This window comes from Maricaulis parjimensis, from assembly GCF_016817355.1.
Classification (GTDB): Bacteria; Pseudomonadota; Alphaproteobacteria; order Caulobacterales; family Maricaulaceae; genus Maricaulis; species Maricaulis parjimensis.
In genome coordinates this window covers 271,591-289,689 of the sequence record NZ_JADOTT010000002.1, presented here as the reverse complement: position 1 = coordinate 289,689, position 18,099 = coordinate 271,591, and the positions used below count along the sequence as shown (strand labels likewise).

Annotated in this window: 20 protein-coding genes; 12 read left to right on the top strand and 8 right to left on the bottom strand. The window is 64.1% G+C overall.

Annotation, left to right across the window (positions count from 1 at the left end):
- Nucleotides 1-3: 3 nt before the first annotated feature.
- From yidC to dapD, 5 genes are all read left to right on the top strand, one after another.
- Nucleotides 4-1,791, top strand: coding sequence for a membrane protein insertase YidC (yidC, locus tag I0K07_RS04900; RefSeq protein ID WP_203291708.1), 1,788 nt, complete (start codon nucleotides 4-6; stop codon nucleotides 1,789-1,791).
- 68 nt (nucleotides 1,792-1,859) lie between these two features.
- On the top strand, nucleotides 1,860-2,435 hold the full coding sequence (gene yihA / locus I0K07_RS04895; protein WP_420828478.1) for a ribosome biogenesis GTP-binding protein YihA/YsxC: 576 nt from the start codon (nucleotides 1,860-1,862) through the stop codon (nucleotides 2,433-2,435).
- Entirely contained in the window at nucleotides 2,435-3,445 is a 1,011-nt protein-coding gene (locus I0K07_RS04890; RefSeq protein WP_203291707.1) for a DUF1036 domain-containing protein, read from the top strand. The genes yihA and I0K07_RS04890 overlap by 1 nt, the downstream gene beginning before the upstream one ends.
- Before the next feature lie 3 nt (nucleotides 3,446-3,448).
- Nucleotides 3,449-4,153, top strand: coding sequence for a pyrimidine 5'-nucleotidase (locus I0K07_RS04885; protein ID WP_203291706.1), 705 nt, complete (start codon nucleotides 3,449-3,451; stop codon nucleotides 4,151-4,153).
- A gap of 2 nt (nucleotides 4,154-4,155) precedes the next feature.
- On the top strand, nucleotides 4,156-4,983 hold the full coding sequence (gene dapD, locus I0K07_RS04880) for a 2,3,4,5-tetrahydropyridine-2,6-dicarboxylate N-succinyltransferase (protein WP_203291705.1): 828 nt from the start codon (nucleotides 4,156-4,158) through the stop codon (nucleotides 4,981-4,983).
- Nucleotides 4,984-5,113: 130 nt separating this feature from the next.
- On the opposite strand, the gene I0K07_RS04875 is transcribed toward dapD, so the two are convergent.
- Together I0K07_RS04875 and I0K07_RS04870 are read right to left on the bottom strand one after the other, a co-directional pair.
- Nucleotides 5,114-6,331: a BaiN/RdsA family NAD(P)/FAD-dependent oxidoreductase gene (locus tag I0K07_RS04875; protein WP_203291704.1), complete on the bottom strand. Its 1,218-nt coding sequence runs from the start codon at nucleotides 6,329-6,331 to the stop codon at nucleotides 5,114-5,116.
- Nucleotides 6,332-6,337: 6 nt separating this feature from the next.
- A complete protein-coding gene (locus tag I0K07_RS04870) occupies nucleotides 6,338-7,498 on the bottom strand; it encodes a P1 family peptidase (protein WP_203291703.1) in 1,161 nt (386 codons plus the stop codon).
- A gap of 145 nt (nucleotides 7,499-7,643) precedes the next feature.
- Between I0K07_RS04870 and I0K07_RS04865 the strand changes: the two genes are divergently transcribed.
- A complete protein-coding gene (locus I0K07_RS04865) occupies nucleotides 7,644-7,982 on the top strand; it encodes an aspartate decarboxylase (RefSeq protein ID WP_203291702.1) in 339 nt (112 codons plus the stop codon).
- A 1-nt stretch (nucleotide 7,983) separates the two neighbouring features.
- Here the strand turns inward: I0K07_RS04865 and I0K07_RS04860 are convergent, their stop codons facing one another.
- Nucleotides 7,984-8,448: a cupin domain-containing protein gene (locus tag I0K07_RS04860; protein WP_203291701.1), complete on the bottom strand. Its 465-nt coding sequence runs from the start codon at nucleotides 8,446-8,448 to the stop codon at nucleotides 7,984-7,986.
- Nucleotides 8,449-8,772: 324 nt separating this feature from the next.
- Between I0K07_RS04860 and I0K07_RS04855 the strand changes: the two genes are divergently transcribed.
- The 3 genes from I0K07_RS04855 to I0K07_RS04845 are packed head-to-tail and all read left to right on the top strand — an operon-like array spanning nucleotide 8,773 to nucleotide 11,022.
- Nucleotides 8,773-9,297 (top strand): hypothetical protein, encoded by a 525-nt coding sequence (locus tag I0K07_RS04855; RefSeq protein WP_203291700.1) that lies wholly within the window; start codon nucleotides 8,773-8,775, stop codon nucleotides 9,295-9,297.
- A complete protein-coding gene (gene dapE / locus I0K07_RS04850; RefSeq protein ID WP_203291699.1) occupies nucleotides 9,287-10,459 on the top strand; it encodes a succinyl-diaminopimelate desuccinylase in 1,173 nt (390 codons plus the stop codon). The genes I0K07_RS04855 and dapE overlap by 11 nt, the downstream gene beginning before the upstream one ends.
- Nucleotides 10,456-11,022 (top strand): hypothetical protein, encoded by a 567-nt coding sequence (locus I0K07_RS04845; protein ID WP_203291698.1) that lies wholly within the window; start codon nucleotides 10,456-10,458, stop codon nucleotides 11,020-11,022. Before dapE ends, I0K07_RS04845 begins: the two co-directional genes overlap by 4 nt.
- On the opposite strand, the gene truA is transcribed toward I0K07_RS04845, so the two are convergent.
- Complete coding sequence (truA, locus tag I0K07_RS04840) at nucleotides 11,019-11,765, bottom strand: tRNA pseudouridine(38-40) synthase TruA (protein WP_203291697.1); 747 nt, start codon at nucleotides 11,763-11,765, stop codon at nucleotides 11,019-11,021. The genes I0K07_RS04845 and truA overlap by 4 nt on opposite strands.
- Nucleotides 11,765-12,697, bottom strand: a complete 933-nt coding sequence (fmt, locus tag I0K07_RS04835; RefSeq protein WP_203291696.1) for a methionyl-tRNA formyltransferase — start codon at nucleotides 12,695-12,697, stop codon at nucleotides 11,765-11,767. Before fmt ends, truA begins: the two co-directional genes overlap by 1 nt.
- An 81-nt stretch (nucleotides 12,698-12,778) precedes the next feature.
- Between fmt and I0K07_RS04830 the strand changes: the two genes are divergently transcribed.
- Entirely contained in the window at nucleotides 12,779-13,138 is a 360-nt protein-coding gene (locus I0K07_RS04830) for a Kazal-type serine protease inhibitor family protein (RefSeq protein ID WP_203291695.1), read from the top strand.
- A gap of 3 nt (nucleotides 13,139-13,141) precedes the next feature.
- Here the strand turns inward: I0K07_RS04830 and I0K07_RS04825 are convergent, their stop codons facing one another.
- The gene (locus tag I0K07_RS04825) at nucleotides 13,142-13,723 is read right to left on the bottom strand and encodes a hypothetical protein (RefSeq protein ID WP_238934553.1); all 582 of its coding nucleotides are present in this window, start codon (nucleotides 13,721-13,723) and stop codon (nucleotides 13,142-13,144) included.
- Between the two features lie 154 nt (nucleotides 13,724-13,877).
- On the opposite strand from I0K07_RS04825, the gene I0K07_RS04820 reads away from it, so the two are divergent.
- Nucleotides 13,878-14,729 carry a pirin family protein gene (locus I0K07_RS04820; protein WP_203291694.1) on the top strand — a complete coding sequence of 284 codons (852 nt, stop codon included), beginning with the start codon at nucleotides 13,878-13,880 and terminating at the stop codon, nucleotides 14,727-14,729.
- Nucleotides 14,730-14,802: 73 nt separating this feature from the next.
- Here the strand turns inward: I0K07_RS04820 and def are convergent, their stop codons facing one another.
- On the bottom strand, nucleotides 14,803-15,327 hold the full coding sequence (def, locus tag I0K07_RS04815; protein WP_203291693.1) for a peptide deformylase: 525 nt from the start codon (nucleotides 15,325-15,327) through the stop codon (nucleotides 14,803-14,805).
- 31 nt (nucleotides 15,328-15,358) lie between these two features.
- Nucleotides 15,359-16,795 (bottom strand): DNA recombination protein RmuC, encoded by a 1,437-nt coding sequence (locus I0K07_RS04810; RefSeq protein WP_203291692.1) that lies wholly within the window; start codon nucleotides 16,793-16,795, stop codon nucleotides 15,359-15,361.
- 180 nt (nucleotides 16,796-16,975) lie between these two features.
- On the opposite strand from I0K07_RS04810, the gene I0K07_RS04805 reads away from it, so the two are divergent.
- A complete protein-coding gene (locus I0K07_RS04805) occupies nucleotides 16,976-18,064 on the top strand; it encodes a GNAT family N-acetyltransferase (protein WP_203291691.1) in 1,089 nt (362 codons plus the stop codon).
- Nucleotides 18,065-18,099: the final 35 nt, after the last annotated feature.

Genomic DNA, 18,099 nt, shown 5'->3' with positions numbered 1-18,099 from the left:
TTCATGGGCGAAGATCAACGCAATCTGTTTATCGCACTGGGCCTGATCATTGTGATCATGCTGGGCTACGACTTCTTCTTCGTACGCCCGGAACAAGCGGCCCGAGAAGCGGAACAAGCCGCACTCGAGGCTGCCGGCGAGCTGGCCGACCCGGATCTGCCGGTGGACGCGGCTGAACCCGCCGCGCCAACCTTCGCCAGCCGCGAAGACGCGCTGTCCGAAAACACGCGCATTGCGATTGATGGCCCGTCCGTGATCGGCTCCTTCTCGCTGACCGGCGCCCGTTTCGACGATATCCGTCTGGTGCGCCAGACCACCACCGTCGATGACGACACCCCGGTTGCCCTGCTCAACCCGATCGGCGCCGAACATGTCTTCTATGCCCGCGATGGCTGGCAGTCGGCCACGCCGGGCTTCAATGATCTGCCGGGCGGTTCCACCGAATGGACGCTGGTCTCCGGCGACACACTGACGCCGGAGACGCCGGTCGTTCTGGCCTATGACAGCCCGTCGGGCCTGCACTTTGAACGGACCATCTCCGTCGATGAGAATTATCTCTTCACCCTGGAAGACACCGTCACCAATAATGCCGGTTCCGAGGTCGAGCTGTCCCGCTATGGCCTGGTGCGCCATGAAGGCATGCCGGAAGACCTCGTCCGCAATATCGCCGTGTTCGAGGGCGCGCTGGCCGTCGTCGACGGCACGCTGATCCAGAGCAAGTTCACCAAGCTGGAAGATGGCGATGGTGCCGAGGAAGAAAGCGGCACGGGCGGTTGGGTCGGCATCACCCAGCGCTATTGGATGGCCGCAGCCATTCCCGATCAGGATCGCAGCTTCACGGCCCGTTTCCGGACCATCGACCGCGCCGGCACGGACGCGTTCGAGGCCTCCTATGTGGAACAGGCCCAGGCCCTGGCACCGGGCGAGAGCCTGACCTCCACCACCCGCATCTTCGCGGGTGCCAAGGAGCTCGACGTTCTCCAGGCCGTTCAGAATGAGGTCGGCATCGAGAAATTCGACATGGCGATCAATTGGGGCTGGCTCTGGTTCCTCGCTCGTCCCTTCGTCTGGCTGCTGCACGTGCTGGAAGGCTTCACCGGCCATTTCGGCCTCGCCATCCTGGCCCTGACCCTGATCATCAAACTCCTGATGTTCCCGCTGGCCAACCGCGCCTACGCCTCCATGGCGAAGATGAAGGCGGTGCAGCCGAAAATGACTGAGATCCGGGAGCGCTATGCGGCTGACCAGCAAAAGCAGCAACAAGCGCTGATGGAGCTCTACAAGAAGGAGAAGATCAATCCGCTGGCCGGCTGTCTGCCGATCCTGCCGCAGATCCCGATCTTCTTCGCGCTTTACCAGACCCTGTTCAACGCCATTGAGATGCGCCACGCGCCTTTCTTCGGCTGGATCCGTGACCTGTCCGCGCCGGACCCGACCAATGTCTGGAACCTGTTCGGCCTGATCCCCTACGACCCGTCCGGCCTGTTCCTGATCGGCGGTGTCCTGGGCATTGGCGCCTGGCCGATCATCATGGGTATCACCATGGCTGCGCAGCAGGCGCTGAACCCGCCGCCGCCGGATCCGATGCAGGCGCGCATCTTCGCCTTCCTGCCGATCGTCTTCACCTTCGTCCTGGCCCCGTTCGCGGCCGGTCTGGTGATCTACTGGGCCTGGAACAACTTCCTGTCCGTGCTGCAGCAATACATCATCATGCGGCGCCACGGGAATGAGACCCAGTTCGACAAGCTGATCGCCCATCTCCGCGGCAAGATCACGGGAGGCAAGTCCTGACCGACGGGTCTGACGAGCTCGACCTTGGCAAGGGCCGGCGATTGTTTTCCCGGCCCTGCACCTTCCTCATGGGTGCGGTCGACCTTGATCACCTTCCCCCGCCGGACCGGATCGAAGTGGCCTTTGCCGGCCGCTCCAATGTCGGCAAATCCTCGCTGATCAATGCGCTGACCCGGCAGAACGGCCTCGCCCGCGCCTCGGGTGAGCCGGGCCGCACGCGTGAGCTGAACTTCTTCAATGTCGACGATACCGGTCTGCGCATCGTCGACCTGCCGGGCTATGGCTATGCCAAGGCGCCCAAGGATGTGGTCGAGAAATGGACCCGCCTCACCCGCGCCTTCCTGCGCGGCCGGGTCAATCTGAAACGCGTCTATCTCCTGATCGACAGCCGGCATGGTCTCAAGACCGTCGACGAGAAGATCATGGACGTGTTCGACGAGGCTGCTGTCAGCTACCAGATCGTGCTGACCAAGACCGACAAGATCAAACCGCCGGCCGTCAAACGGGTCAGCGAGGAGATCCGCACCGCGATCCTGAAACGCCCCGCCGCTTTCCCCCGGGTGTCCGCGACCTCTTCCTCCAAGACCGACGGTATCGACCTCTTGCGCGCGGAGATCGCCGAACTCCTGCCGGACTTTGGCTGATGGTGGCGCGTTTCATTAAAATAAGCGGTCTTTGCGCCCTTCTCGCGCTCGGTTTCACCGCGCGCTCCGAGGCCGCTGAAATCTGCAATGAAACCAGTTTCATCGCCGAGGTCGCGACCGGCTGGACGGTCGATGGCGGCGTTGCCATTGAAGGCTGGACCCGGATCCGCCCTGGCGAATGCGAGACCGTCGCCGAGGAAGTCGACCTGTCTGTCGAACAACCGATCTTCTTCTATGCCAAGTCCTCTCCCGCCTATCTGGGCGGGGTCCGTGAATGGCGCGGCACCGTCCCGCTCTGCGTCGACGAAACCGATTTCGAAGTCGTCGCCAATACCCGTTGCGCCGCGCTGGGACTGGCCTCCCGGGACTTCTTCGTCCGAGAAGGCGAAGACCGGGAACGCACGGTACTGGCCGAACCCTCCGACTATGGCCGCCGCGCCGGTACCGCCGGCATCCAGCGCCTCCTCCAGTCCGCCGGCTTCCCGGTCAATGGTGTGGATGGCTATGAGGGCAACTCCACCCGCCGGGCCATCACCCGCTTCCTCACCGATGCCGGCATCGGCCGGGACCCGTCCGACGCGGCCCTGATGGACGCGCTGGAAGCCCGCGCCCTGGAACGCAACGGGTCCAGCGGACTGACCCTGTGCAATGAGGCGGATGGCGATATCTCCGCCGCCGTTGGCTATCGGGTCGGCACGGTCTGGCAGTCTCGCGGCTGGTGGCGCATCCATGCCGGCGAATGCGCCCGCCTGATCGGCAACCGCCTGGAAACACCGTCCGGCAGTGAAGCCCCGGCCTATTTCTATGCCGAGCGCGTTTCATCATCAGGCCGCCGCGCCATGACCGGCGGCGACGCCAATTTCTGCCTGGCCCCGGCCCGTTTCGTGGCTGAGGAGCGGACGGAATGCGGTGAACGCGGCTACGCCATTGCACCGTTCCGGGCAGTCCCTTCCCCCGAAGATGGCGGCGTCCGGATCACCGTCGAAGAGAGCGATTTCGAGGGAGGCTGAGCCATGTCCGCAGACCGTCCCGACCTCTCGCACATCTCCCACTGGGTCTTCGACCTGGACAATACGCTCTACCCGTCCCACGCGCCGATCATGTCCCAGGTGGACCGGCGCATGACGGAATTCGTCGCGCAATTCCTGGACCTTCCGCACACAGAAGCCCGCGAAATCCAGAAGCATTACTGGCGCACCTATGGCACCACGCTGAACGGTCTGATGGAGCATCATGATGTCGACCAGCGGGCCTTCATGGACTTCGTGCACGACATTGATGCCAGCGTGATCGACCCGGACCACACCCTGGCCGCCCGCATTTCCGACCTGCCGGGAACCCGTCTCGTCTACACCAATGGCTCCCGGCGGCATGCCGAGAATGTGCTGGGCCGGCTGGGCCTGGACCACCTCTTCCACGACATTTTCGATGTCGAAGCCGCGGACTTCACCCCCAAACCCCATCGTGAAGGCTTTGACCGGTTTACCAGCCGGTTCGACCTGCCGATCGCGCAATCCATCTTCTTTGAAGACAGTGTGCGCAATCTCAAGACGGCGCATGAATTGGGCTTTACCACCGTGCTCATCCGGGCCAAGGAAGGCGACCGCGACGAGGAAAGCGCCGGACCGGGCGAACATCCCGATCATGTCCACTTTGCCGTGGATTGCCTGAGCACCTTCCTGGGAAGCATCCGAACCAAGACAAGCGACAAAGACTGATCATGACCGACACCAGCCTCATCTCCACGATCGAAACCGCCTGGGACAATCGCGACGCCGTGTCGACCGACACGCAGGGCGAGGTCCGTGAGGCCGTCGAGACCGCCATTGCCCTGCTGGACAGCGGCAAGGGCCGGGTGGCGTCGAAAGAGGGCAATGGCGACTGGGTCGTGCATCAATGGCTCAAAAAGGCCGTCCTGCTCGGCTTCCGCCTCAACCCCATGGGCACGATTGGCGGCGGCGTCGGCACCGGCAAATGGTGGGACAAGGTGCCCTCCAAATTCGAGGGCTGGGGCGAGGATGAGTTCAAGGCCGCCGGGTTCCGCGCCGTGCCGCCCTGCGCCGTCCGCCGCGGGGCATACATCGCGCCGGGCACGGTGCTGATGCCGTCCTATGTGAATATCGGTGCCTATGTCGATGAAGGCACGATGGTCGACACCTGGGCCACGGTCGGCTCCTGCGCCCAGATCGGCAAGAATGTGCATATCTCCGGCGGTGTCGGCATTGGCGGCGTTCTGGAACCCCTCCAGGCCGGCCCGGTGATCATCGAGGACAATGTCTTCGTCGGTGCCCGCTCCGAAGTGGCCGAGGGCGTCATCGTGCGCGAAGGCGCGGTCATCTCGATGGGCGTTTTCCTGGGCCAGTCGACCAAGATCGTAAACCGGGAAACCGGCGAAATCACGCGCGGCGAGATCCCGGCCTATTCCGTTGTCGTACCGGGCACCCTGCCGGACCCCAAGGGCGGCCCGTCCCTGGCCTGTGCCGTCATCGTCAAACAGGTCGATGCACAGACCCGCTCGAAGACCTCGATCAACGACCTGCTGCGTTAAAACCCTCCTTCCCCTTGATGGGGAAGGTGGATCGCTACGCAGTAGCGAGACGGAAGGGGTGAATCCCGCTGGGATGGGTTTTTAGCGGGTCACCCACTCCACCGCGCATGCGCGCGGTCCCCCTCGCCCATCAAGGGCGAAGAGAATCTCTGTTCAACCAGGCCTCAATGCCCCGCGCGGCGGCCAGGCCTGTGGCGAAACTCGCCTGCAGGAGATAGCCGCCCGTGGGCGCATCCCAGTCCAGCATTTCACCCGCGGCAAACACGCCGGGCCGGGCCTTCAGCATGAAATTCCCGTCCACTGCATCACGGGCAATACCACCCGCGGATGAAATGGCGCGGTCCAGACCGCGCTGCGCGGTCACGCGCAGCGGCACGGCCTTGATCAGCGCCGCCAGTGCCGCCGCGTCCCGCGGCAGGTCCGGCACGGCATCGCGCAGCACGGAAATCGCCTGGGGTGACAGGCCGGCCTTGCGCAGGAGGTTGGACAGGGATTGCCCCTTCTTCGCCTTGCCCAGCTTTGCCCCCAGTCCGGCCGCATCCACATGCGGACGCAGGTCGAGCGACAGGGTCAGCGGCCCGTTCGCCAGCGCTGCCCGGATGGGTCCGGACAGGGCGTAGACGGCCCCGCCTTCCAGACCATAGCGCGCCAGGATGAGCTCGCCCTCGACCCGTTCTTCGTCCAGGCGCAAGGCAATCGTTTTCAACGGCGCACCGGCAAACCGGTCTTTCGTGATGGCACTCCAGCCGATCTCGACCCCGCAATTCGATGCCGAGAAGGGCACGAGATCCACGCCGGCCGCTTCCAGGATCTCCGCCCAGCCGCCATCAGAGCCCAGCCGCGGCCAGCTGGCTCCGCCCAGGGCCAGCAATGTGGCATCCGCCTGTGCTGTGACCGGTCCTTCGGGCGTGTCGAAGCACAGGGCGCCGTCATCATTCCACCCGGTCCAGTCATGGCGCAGGTGAAAGCGCACGCCCTGCGCCTCCAACCGGGCCCGCCAAGCGCGCAGGAGTGGCGAGGCCTTCATCGCTTCGGGGAAGACACGGCCCGAGGATCCGATAAATGTCGGCTGGTCCAGCCCTTCACACCAGGCCCGCAAGGCCGGGGGATCGAATTTCGCAATCACCGGGCCCAGCCAGTTCGACGCCTCGCGATACCGGCCCAGAAAGGCCGGCAGGGGTTCGGAATGGGTCAGATTGAGACCGCCACGACCGGCCATCAGGAATTTGCGGCCCGGGGTTGGCATTTTCTCGTAGAGATCGACGGCAAATCCGGCGCCCGACGCATGCTCCGCGGCGATCAGGCCAGCCGGTCCGGCTCCGATAATGGCAAGGCTTCGGGATGTCATGCGGGCCTACTCGCTTTCACGCGCCGCGATCATGGCGCGCACCCGGTCGACCGGCAGCGCCCGGACCGGCTCACCACCATCCACACGCGGATAGTCGATGTCCTGGGCCATCAGGAGGGAATTATAGATCGCCTCCTCCGTCGTCTCGATCACCGCCTGGAAGAGCGGCGACATCTGACCATTGGGCAGATCGGCGATCATGGCCGTTTCTCTGCGCCGCTGCGGCGTGCGGCGCACATCGGGATGGGTGGAAAAGGCAATGGCGTAATCGCCGGAACCATTGGTCATGGAGGCTCCGGTTCGCGCCAGACCGGCAAAGGCCCGGTGCGCCAGGCGTTCCAGATTACGGTTGGACAGGGGCGCATCGGTCGCGATGATGATCATGATCGAGCCGTCGGCCCGGTCGTCGGCGACCTGGTCGGACAGATAGAACTGGCCCAGTTCCTCACCCACCGGCAGACCGTCCATCTGCAGCACACCGCCATAATTGGACTGCACCAGAACCCCCAGCGTCCAGCCGCCGAGCGCTTCGGGCAGCTGCCGCGAGGACGTGCCGATCCCGCCCTTCCAGCCGAACGCCACGGTTCCGGCCCCGGCACCGACATTGCCCTCGCCCACTGCCCCGCCCGACGCCGCCTCAATGGCTTGAACGGCATGTTCCGGCTGAACAGCGCGGGCCCGGATATCATTGAGCCGGCCATCATTGGTCTCACCGACCACCATGTTGAGCGAGCCGATCTGCTCATGCCCCGGCTGCGCCAGCGACCAGTCCAGCAGCCCATCAGCCACCCGCGGCACGGACATCGTATTGGTCAGCAGGATCGGCGTTTCGATCTCACCCAATTCCGTGATCTGGGTCGCGCCCATCAGCTTGCCATAGCCATTGCCCACGGCGAGCGCTGCGGGGACCCGGTCGGCATATTCATCACCGGGATGCGGACGGATCGCGGTCACGCCAGTGCGCAGAAAATCCGGACCCGTCAGCGTGACATGACCGACGAGAACACCATCCACATCCGTGATCGCATTGAGCGGCCCCGGGGCCAGTATGCCCGGCGCGAGCCCGATATCGCGGGCCCGGACCTGGTCTTCGTCTTGTGCCTGGAGCGGACCTGCCATGATTGCCACCGCCACCATGGCGGCCGCCAGATAAGAGGCTGGGCTCATGATGGCATTCCCTCGAATTGCTGCTGCCGGTTCAGAAGATAGCAGGGGGAAACGCCGCGTCACCTGCCGCCTGCGGTGATCCGACGCTACCGCAAGGCCCGCGAATCTGATGCTATGGGACCCTTATCCAAGCAAGGGGCCCGTCATGAGCGATAACGAGACCAAGGAACGCCCGGCAGCCGATCCGGCCGCCCCCTACGGTTCCGCGAACAATCCGTCCGAGTACGACGTCTATAATCGCCTGGCCAAGGACGAGCCCTATTTCATCATTCGCGGCGGCGACCCGCTCTCCGACGCGCTGGTGGAATTGCACGCCTATATCGGCGCCGGCCAGTCCGGAGCGGCCCATGACACGCTGGAGCGAATCTTGGCGCTGACCTCGCAAAAGCCGCCGCGCCCGGTCGGTTCCCCGAAATACCGCGAGACCTTCAAGATCTCCGTTTCGATGGAACGCTACCGGGAAACCCACGGCCGCTCGCACTAGCTCAGTAGTGGCTTCCGTCCTTGCGCGTGAACCCGCCCACGCCCGAATAGCGTCCCGGCAGGGCCTTCAGGTCGATATCGGGATAGTCGCACGCGTCTGAATCCGACCGTCCCCCGACCACCAGGAAGACACAGTCCGCCTCGGACTTGTTGATGAGATGGTGGCCATCCTCGACCCCGGCCGGGAAGCCGGCGAAATCGCCGGCCTGCATCACGGTCTCACCCTCTTCGGTGACCAGAACGGCTTCGCCGGACTGGATGATGACGAACTCGTCCTCATCCGTGTGCCAGTGACGCTGGGAGGACCAGGCGCCCGGTTCCAGACGCACCAGGTTCACGCCGAACTGTTCCAGGCCGGCCGCATCGCCCAGGCGCCGATAGTGGCGGCCCGCCACATCCTTCGCATACTCCGGCGGATAGCTGGTGCCGTTCGATTCTTCGACATCACCGGCCGCAAACTTTTTCATCTCTCATATCCCCCGATGCGTGATTGGGTGCGATCTCGACACCCTACATAGGCGGAGCACACCCGCCTCGCCAGACCGGATGTCGCGATCCCCCGAAACCACCTTGCAACATGGAAACAGGGATCAGCGAGAATCTACTTATAAGGATTTTATCAGTCGACGCCTCCAGTCATCGCGGTTGTCACCCCGTAGACCGCCACGGCGTCACATATGAAGTGCACGCACCAAAACTGACTTTCTACGCAACTTCCCATCTTTCTCCCCCAACGCCTTGACCTGAAGCCGCGATGACTTATATTCCTTATAAGTGAATGGAGACAAACGATGCCCGCGACGATCGAACTGGACCTCGGCTTGCACAAGGCTTTGGAAGCCCATCGCACGTCGCTGGACGAAAGCCAGACGGACATTCTGAGGCGCGTCCTGGCCAATGCACCCCTGCCCGCCGACCCGTCGCCGCCCTCTGCTCCCATCCCTCACGACTGGCTGGACATGGAAGAGACGGCCGGGCGTCAGACCGGACGCTATCGGGTCCGCCTGCATGACCGTGAATATTTCGCCGGGAGCCAGAAATCGGCCTATCGCCTGGCCCTGATCTGGCTGGCCAAAACCAGGCCCGACCTGCTGGACATCCTGTCGAAGGATGGTACGGGCCGCCGGCGCGTTGTGGCCCGCAGCCCCGAGGCGCTCTATCCCCGCTCGCCGCAACTCACCAAACATGCTGAAAAACTCTGCGACGGCTGGTATGTCGATGTGAACCTCTCGCGCGAACAGAAGCTCGCCCGCATCAAGACCGCCTGCCGCCTGGCCGGACTGGAATACGACAAGGACCTCATCGTTGAGCTCTGACGTGATTGCCCCTCTCTCCAATCCCCTGCCGATTGCGCAGGCGCTGATCCAACGCCCGTCCATCACGCCGAAGGATGAAGGGGCGCTGGGCGTTGTGCAGACCGCGCTGGAAGCGATGGGATTTGTCTGCCGACGCTATCCGTTCGGCGAGGTCGACAATCTCTATGCCCGGCTGGGCAATGCAGAGCCCTGCTTCCTGTTTGCCGGCCATACCGATGTGGTCCCGCCCGGGACGGAAGCCGACTGGCAGCAACCGCCCTTCGCCGCCCATGCCGAGGACGGCATGCTGTGGGGGCGCGGCGCCGCCGACATGAAAGGCGCCATCGCGGCCATGATCGCCTCGGTCCACCGCTTCCTGGACGAGGCCGGCACACCGGACGGATCCATCGCCTTCCTGATCACCGGCGATGAGGAAGGCCCGGCCATCAACGGCACCAAGGCCGTGCTCAAGGCGCTGGAAGCGGAAGGCGAGACCTTCAGCCACTGCCTGGTCGGCGAGCCGACCAATCCGAATGCGCTGGGCGACACGATCAAGTCCGGCCGACGCGGCTCGCTGAATTGCCGGCTGACCGTGACCGGACGCCAGGGCCATGTCGCTTATCCGGAACGCGCCGAAAACCCCATCCCGCGCCTGATGGGTCTGCTGGAGCGGCTCAATGCCCGCGTGCTGGATGAGGGCGCTCCGCACTTCCAGCCCTCCAATCTGGAGATCACCTCGGTGGATGTCGGCAATCCGACGACGAATGTGATCCCGGCCGAAGCCTCCGCCCGCTTCAATATCCGGTTCAATATCCGGCACACGGGCGATGAACTCACCCATTGGATCGAGGATGAGGTGGCCAAGACCGCCCTGGGCTTCAATGGTCAGGTCAAAGCCGACATCCATGTCACCGGCGAAGCCTTCCTGACACCGGCCGGCGATTTCACCACCCTGCTCCAGGATGCCATCGAAGCGGAAACCGGACGCCGTCCCGCCCTGACGACGGGCGGTGGAACGTCGGATGCGCGCTTCATCCAGGCCTATTGCCCGGTCGCCGAGTTTGGCCTGGTCGGGGCCACCATGCACCAGGTCGATGAACGCGTGCCCGTCAGCGATATCGAGACCCTGACGAAAATCTACACCCGCATCCTGACCCGCTATTTCACGGACACGCCCGCATGATCCGGCTGGTTGCAGAGGGTTTCGTTGCCGTCCGGGCGAGCTTTCGCCTGCTGGCCTTCCGCCCGGGCTGGGAAGACGGGTTCAACACCTCGCTCAGCGGCTTCTGGCGCTCCTTCGCGGCCATCCTCCCGGCCATCCCGATGATCCTGCTGATCCAGGCCGCCACGACCCGGGCCGGCGGCACGATGAGCTATCTCGACCAGTTCGTGGTGCAGGCCCTGTCCTGGTTTGTCTTCCCGGTTGCTGCCGCGGCCGCCTGTTTCGTGACCGGTGCGCGCACTGCCTTCGTCCGCTGGATCGTGGTGCACAATTGGGCCGTGCTCTGGCTCTATTTCTACCTGTTTGCGGTCTGGATGGCCTATACGGCGCAAATCCTGCCGACCTTCATCACGGCCCTCGCCCTGAACATCTATCCCTATATCCGGGTGCTGGTTCACTGGCGGGTGGCCTATGTCAGCCTGGGCCTGCCGACCATCACCGCAGCGCTGTCCGCCGCCGCGCCCATCCTTGCGATCGAGCTCGCCGTGATGGCCTATCTGGGAAGTTTGCAAGCGCCGACCTAGGCGTCCGGATAATCCACCGCGACCAGATAGAGCCCGTCCGCGGGTGCCACCGGACCACAGCGCGAGCGGTCCGCGGCGTCCAGCGCCGCCTTGAAATCCTTCGCCGACCATTTGCCGACACCGACCTCGACCAGTGAGCCCACCATGGAGCGGACCTGGCGGTGCAGGAAGGAACGGGCGGAACAGGTCAGCTGCACTTCTTCGCCATAGCGCGAGACCGAGATCGCATCGAGCGTCTTCACCGGGCTGTCGGCCTGGCACTGGGCATCGCGAAACGTGGTGAAGTCATGCTGACCGACCAGGGCCTGGGCGGCATGATGCATGGCTTCGGCGTCCAGTTTGCGCGGCACGCGCCAGACCTGGCCGCGATCCAGGGTCAGCGGCGGACGCCGGTCGATCATGCGATAGAGATAGTGGCGCTTGGTGGCCGAGAAACGGGCGTGGAACTCATCCTCCACGCGCTCTGCCTCCAACACGGCGACCGGGTCCGGCTTGAGGTGATAGTTCAGCGCATCGCGCACCTTGTCGGCTGCGAGGTCCTTCACGAGATCGATATGGGCCACCTGCCCCAGCGCGTGCACGCCACTATCCGTGCGGCCTGCGCCATAAACTAGGACCGGTGCGCCATCGAGCGCCTCGGCCGCGCGTTCCAGACTTTCCTGTACCGACGGCGCATTGTCCTGGCGCTGCCATCCGGAGAAGGGCGTGCCGTCATATTCAATGGTGAGCTTGTAGCGCGGCATCAGTTCAGCACCGTACCCACAGCAACCGCATTGCCCCGCTGGAAATCGGCCGCATCCATGGCGCCCTTGCCTTCGCGCTGGAGCCGGATCAGACGCAAGGCGCCCGAGCCGCAGGCCACGGTCAGATCATCGCCCAGCACAACTCCCGCCTCGCCTTGGCCTTCGGCCGCCTCAGCCATCAAAACCTTCACCCGGACCGGCCCCTTCTCGGTCGGCAGTTCGAACCAGGCGCCCGGGAAGGGCGAAAGGCCGCGCACATGGCAGGCCAGCTCATTGGCCGGTCGCGCCCAGTCGATGCGGGCCTCGGCCGAGGAGATTTTTTTCGCGTAGGTCGCGCCCTCTTCCGCCTGCGGCACGGCTTCCAGAGAGCCGCGTTCCAGAGCAGACAGGGTGCGCGGCCACATCAGGGCCCCGGTTTCCATCAACTTGTCGTGCAGGCTGGCGGCGGTGTCGGTATCAGCGATGCGCACGCTCTCCGACAGCAGGATCGGACCCGTGTCCAGCCCGGCTTCCATCTGCTGGATCTGCACGCCCGTGACCTCATCGCCGGCCATGATGGCACGCTGGATCGGCGCCGCCCCCCGCCAGCGCGGCAGGAGGGAGGCGTGCAGGTTCAGACAGCCCAGGCGCGGCGCATCCAGTGCGTCCTGGGGCAGGATCTGGCCATAGGCAACCACGGCGGCCAGATCGAGGTCCAGGGACGCAAAATCGGCAATCACCTCGGGGTCACGGAAACTCTCCGGCGTGGAGACCGGAATACCCAACACTTCGGCGAGCTGGTGGACCGGCGTTTTCTGCTCGCTCTGCCCGCGGCCGCGGCGGCGCGGCGGCTGGGTATAGACACGCGCGATCTCATGCCCCGCAGCAGCAATCTCGGCCAGCGAGCGGGCGGCAAAGTCCGGCGTTCCCATGAAGGCGAGGCGAAGCGTCATCGAAATCCACATTCATCTGCGGTTGAAGTTGGACGTGTGATACCGTCCCCAACGTCCTGCCGCCAAGAGAAAGCGACACCCATGAAAGCGATCTGGCTGATCCTGCCCGCCCTTTTGCTGACCGCCTGTGCCACGGATGACGCGCCGGCGCCCGATGGGCCGCGTGAAGTGATCGAGGTCGGGATCGGTGAAAGCTGCGGCGGGATGCGCGTGACACCGCGTGTCTGTGCCGGGGCTCCGGAGACGAATTACTGCCATTATGAGCCCGCCGCCATGTGCGGCGCGGCCGACGCGCCGGGCACCTGCCAGCCGCGCCCGCAAATGTGCACGCGGGAATACCGCCCGGTCTGCGGCTGTGACGGCCAGACCTATGGCAATGCCTGCACGGCCGCCGCCGCGGGCGTCAGCGTCGTCCATAACGGGCAGTGCCGCGCAGACTGATCTCTACTCGAATCCCCAGGGTGCCGGCGGTGTCTCGACGGGCCGGGTCAGGTCGAACTCGGCTGCAAAGTGCCGCCCGGGACGGTCGAGCGCATAGGTGAAGCGGGTCTCGGTCAGCGTGATCGACCAGACATTCTCCATGGAGGCAGGAATGCCCTCGCGTTCGAACAGCTCGCGAGAGAAGTCGTCAGCGGGAAACTCGGCCCGGGTCGCCCCCGGAGCCCCAACCGTATCGCCCCCATATTGGGTCAGCACATCCTCGCTGCCATCCTCATGGCGGTGATCATGCTTGAGGCGCAGCCCCTCACCCTGGCGTGTGATGACCCAGGTGCGGGACCGGTCTTGGCCGACATGCAAGGGAATACGGATCTCCGTATCGGAGCATTCCCGGACATGCATGGTCAGGGTCTGTGACGCCCAGTCCGCATCCCGTGGATCATCACTGACCACAGAGCCCTCAAAGGCCTGGCCGCACAGAGCACTCAACTGGTCGAACAGGCCGGTTGACGGCGCAGCCGCTTCATCAGGCGCGGAACATCCCGCCAGGGCCAGTCCGCTCACTGAAGCCAAAATCAATCGCGTCATCATCTTCTCCCCGTTCCGCAAAAACCTGCCCGATCCCTTCCGATTTGGAAACAATAGGTTTCGGCTCCCGATCTGGGTTTCCACCATCGACCACCCTATCTTCCCCCTCAAGACGAGCGCCCCACCGGGCGCCTCGGGCAAGGAGGACACAACCATGTCTGCTACCGACACACTCACCCGTACGCGCCGCATCACCAAGGTGTCGCGCGGCCTGCCGACCTCGGACGGGGCCGGCGTGAAACTGACCCGCATGCTGGGCCATCGCGGCCTGATGGATCTTGATCCCTTTTTGATGCTGGACCAGATCCGTTCCGATGACAGCGCCGACTATATGGCCGGCTTCCCCAATCACCCGCACCGGGGCTTTGAGACCGTGACCATCATGCTCGACGGCAAGATGCGCCATGGCGACAATAAGGGGCATGCCGGTGTTATCGAGGGCGGCGGTATCCAGTGGATGACGGCCGGTCGCGGCATCGTCCATTCGGAGATCCCGGAACAGGAAGATGGCCGGCTCTGGGGTTTCCAGCTCTGGGTCAATCTGCCGTCCGAGCTGAAAATGACCGATCCGGGCTATCAGGAATTCTCCAAGGACGAGATCCCGGTGGAACAGCGCGAGGGTGCCACATTGCGTGTTCTGGCAGGCGCCACGATGAACGGCCTGGAAGGTCCGGCGAAATCCGTCTCCATCCAGCCCACCCTGATCGATATCGTGCTGGAACCGGGCGCCACCCTGACCGAAGCGATCGATCCGGACCACACGGCCTTCATCGCCGTCTACAAGGGCTCTGTCTCCTCAGGCGAGGGCCGGGTCAATGACCCCGATCTCGGCGTGCTGGAAGATGGCGACACGATCGAGCTGACTGCCGGACCCGAGGGCGCCAGCCTGCTTCTGGTCGCCGGCAAGCCGATCAAGGAACCCGTCGCCCGCTACGGCCCCTTCGTGATGAACACGGAAGCCGAACTCCACCAGGCCGTGCGGGACTTCCAGGCGGGGCGGTTCTAGTCCTGCTGTCAGACAAAGGAAAAGGCGCGAACCGGATGGTTCGCGCCTTTTTTCTTGCGGGTCCGGGTGAGGTCTAGGCCGCGTCCTTGTCCTTGGACTTCTCGACCTTTTTCACCTTCTGGACCGCGCGATTGCGCTTGAGGCGGGAGAGATAGTCGATGAAGAGCACGCCCTCCAGATGGTCCATCTCGTGCTGGATGCAGACCGCGTACATGCCCTCGGCAATCTCGTCGACCTCATTGCCGTCATAGTCCATGTACTGGACGCGGATACGGTCCGGACGCTCCACCTCATCGAACACGGTCGGCACGGACAGGCAGCCCTCTTCATAGGGTTGCAACGTGTCGGACGGATCCGACAGGACCGGATTGACGAAATATTTCGGCGCCGGCTCCTCGTCCGGCTTGGCCAGATCCATCACGATGACACGCTTGGGCACGCCAATCTGGATCGCCGCCAGGCCGATGCCATCGGCGGCGTACATGGTGTCCAGCATGTCGTCCATCAGGGCGCGAAGCTCATCATCAACCTTTTCAACCGGTTGGGAGACTTCCTTCAGGATCGGGTCCGGGACGGTGCGAATTTCACGAATAGCCATAGGCTCTAGATAGTCGCGACGGCTTAAGGGTTCAAGAATCGACCGCTTCCGGCGCTGAAAGGGCCGGGCGCTCCTCCGCCTCAACACCGGCCGCATCGAGATACTCGTCCGGCAGGGATTTGCGGGTGGAGGCGCCGAGCGTCTTGAGCATCTCGGCCTGGCGGATCACATTGCCACGGCCTTCCGACAGCTTGTTCTTGGCGTCATGCCAGGCGCCCTTGGCCTGGTCGATCCGCGTGCCAACCTTCTCCAGATCGCCGACGAAGCCTTCCAGCTTGTCATAGAGCGAGCCCGCCCGGTTGGCGATGTCCAGCGCATTGCGGTTCTGCCGGTCGATCGTCCACAAATTCTGCACCGTCCGCATCGCCATCATCAGCGTGGTCGGCGTGGCGATCATGACATCGCGCTCCCAGGCATAGACGGTGACATCCGGGTCGTTCTGCAGCGCCAGCGAAGCAGCCCCTTCCAGCGGCACGAACATCAGGGTGAAGCTCACACCCTCATAGAATTGGGCATAATCCTTCTCGCCGAGCGCCTTGATATGATTGCGCACGGACTGGATATGCTGTTTCAGCGCCGCGCCACGCTCTTCCTCTTCCTCGGCATTCACGCAGCGCTCGAACGCAGTCAGCGAGACCTTGGAGTCGATCACCAGTCTCTGCTTGCCCGGCAGTTCGACCACGATATCCGGACGCCGGCGCGCACCCTCCTCGGTCGTCTCGCTCTGCTGGGTGAAGAATTCATGCCCCTCGCGCAGCCCGGCGCGTTCCAGGATCGAGGCCAGAACCATCTCGCCCCAATCCCCCTGCACCTTGGAGGAGGAGCGCAGCGCATTGGCCAGGTTCTGGGCATCTTCTGACATGCGCGCGGCATCCTTGCGCACCGTTTCCATCAGCATCTTGATCTCGCCGCCATGCTGGGAGCGTTCCTTGGCGTCGGTCTCCACCTTGGTCCGGAAGTCGGTCAGCTGGTCACGCAGCGGCTTGAGAAGAACCTGCAGATTTTCCGAACTCTGCCGGTTGAGCTCCGCGCCGGAGGATTTCAGGATTTCATTCGCCGTCAGCTTGAACTGTTCCGTCAGCCGCTCCCGGGCTTTTTCCAGCTCGGCGAGCTTGTCGACATGATGATCAAGTGCCGCCTGGTGTTCCGCTTTCAGGCTGGCATGAGCGCGGTCCAGCGCGTCCTTTTCCTGCTCCAGGGCGTCCAGTTTGAGGCGTAGGCGATCGCGTTCCTCCGCGGCACTTTCCAGCCGGGCCAATTGTTCACGCACGCTGGCCGTTGCTTCGGCGGCCGCCTCCGCCCGGTCACGCCAGTCATCGCGTTCCTCGCGCAGCCGCTCAGCCTCGTCGGCCGCGAACCCGTCTTCCGCCTGCGGGCGGCGCAGGACCAGCACGGCCATCAATCCACCGACCAGGGCAATGGCGGCCAGGATCAGCCAGGTTTCAAGCGCGATCTCGTTCAAAGTCATCTGTGAGCCTTTTATTTGCGCGTATTCTGCGTGAGTCGGTGATCAGCGGCCAGCATGGCGCATGCGCGCGACAAAAGCTGACACCCCCTGTCAGGAGAATCTGGCCCGCCTCTTGCTCCATCGAGGGCAGAGGGACCAGGGAGGCACGCGTTGCAGACGCGGATCGTTTCAATTGAAGACATGAGCGCCAGTGAGATTGTTCTCTGGAACGACTGGGCGTGCCGGAATGGCCAGCTGGTCAGCCCCTATCTGCGCTTTGAATTCGCCGAAACCATTGCCCGCTCGCGCAGCGATGTCCGCGTCGCCATTCTGGAAGACGAGAACGGTCTCGCGGGCTTCTTCCCCCACCACGCTCCATGCGGCGGCATTGTCCGGCCGGTCGGCGCGCCGATGAGCGATTATCAGGGCGTCGTCGCACGCCCCGATGCCCGGCTCGACTTGGCACGCATCGTCCGCGATTGCGGCACCTCAGCCCTGGTCTTCGACAATTGGTATTGTCCCAAGGGCGGAATGCCCCGCGCCCGCAAGGAACGTGATGGCAGTGTGATGGTCGACCTGACCGACGGTGCCGACGCCTACTTCCAGGCGCAACGGGCTCTGCACAAGGATCACTTCAAGAAAACGGCTCGCCGCCAGCGGGCCGCCGAACGGGATATCGGACCGGTGCGCGTGGTGCTCGGCGACCCCAAGGGCGACGCCTTTGCCCAATTGCAGGCCTGGAAATCCGAACAATACACGACGACCGGCAAGCTGGACGTCTTCTCGATCGGCTGGGTCCAGGACGTGCTGGAAAACCTGCGCCGCCGCGAGGGCCAGGAATTCTCCGGCCTGACCGCTTCGCTCTGGTTTGGTGACCGCCTCGCCGCCGTCGAATTCGGCCTGGTCGCCGGTGACATCTATCATTCCTGGTTCCCGGCCTATGACCCGGAATTGTCGAAATACTCACCCGGCCTTCTGCTCCTGCACGGCCTGTTCGAGCAGGCCCATGAGCGCGGCCTGAGCCGCATCGATCTGGGACGGGGCGGTGCGCACTACAAGAAATACTATGCCAGCTATGAGGTCCCGCTTGACCAGGGCCGGATGCTGGTGCCCGGACTGGCATCTGCGGGCATCAAAGGCTGGGAAATGGCGGAAAGCCTGGCGGGTGTGATGCCGGAGCGCCTCGCCAATCTGCCGGTCCGTCTGCGCCGCCGTTGGTCTCAGGTGTCCGCCTTCCAGCCCAGGCTCGCGCCACGTCTGGCCAGTTTCACGGCATCCATCAGCCTGTGATGAGATATGCGCAACCATTCGCGCATCTCCCCCTT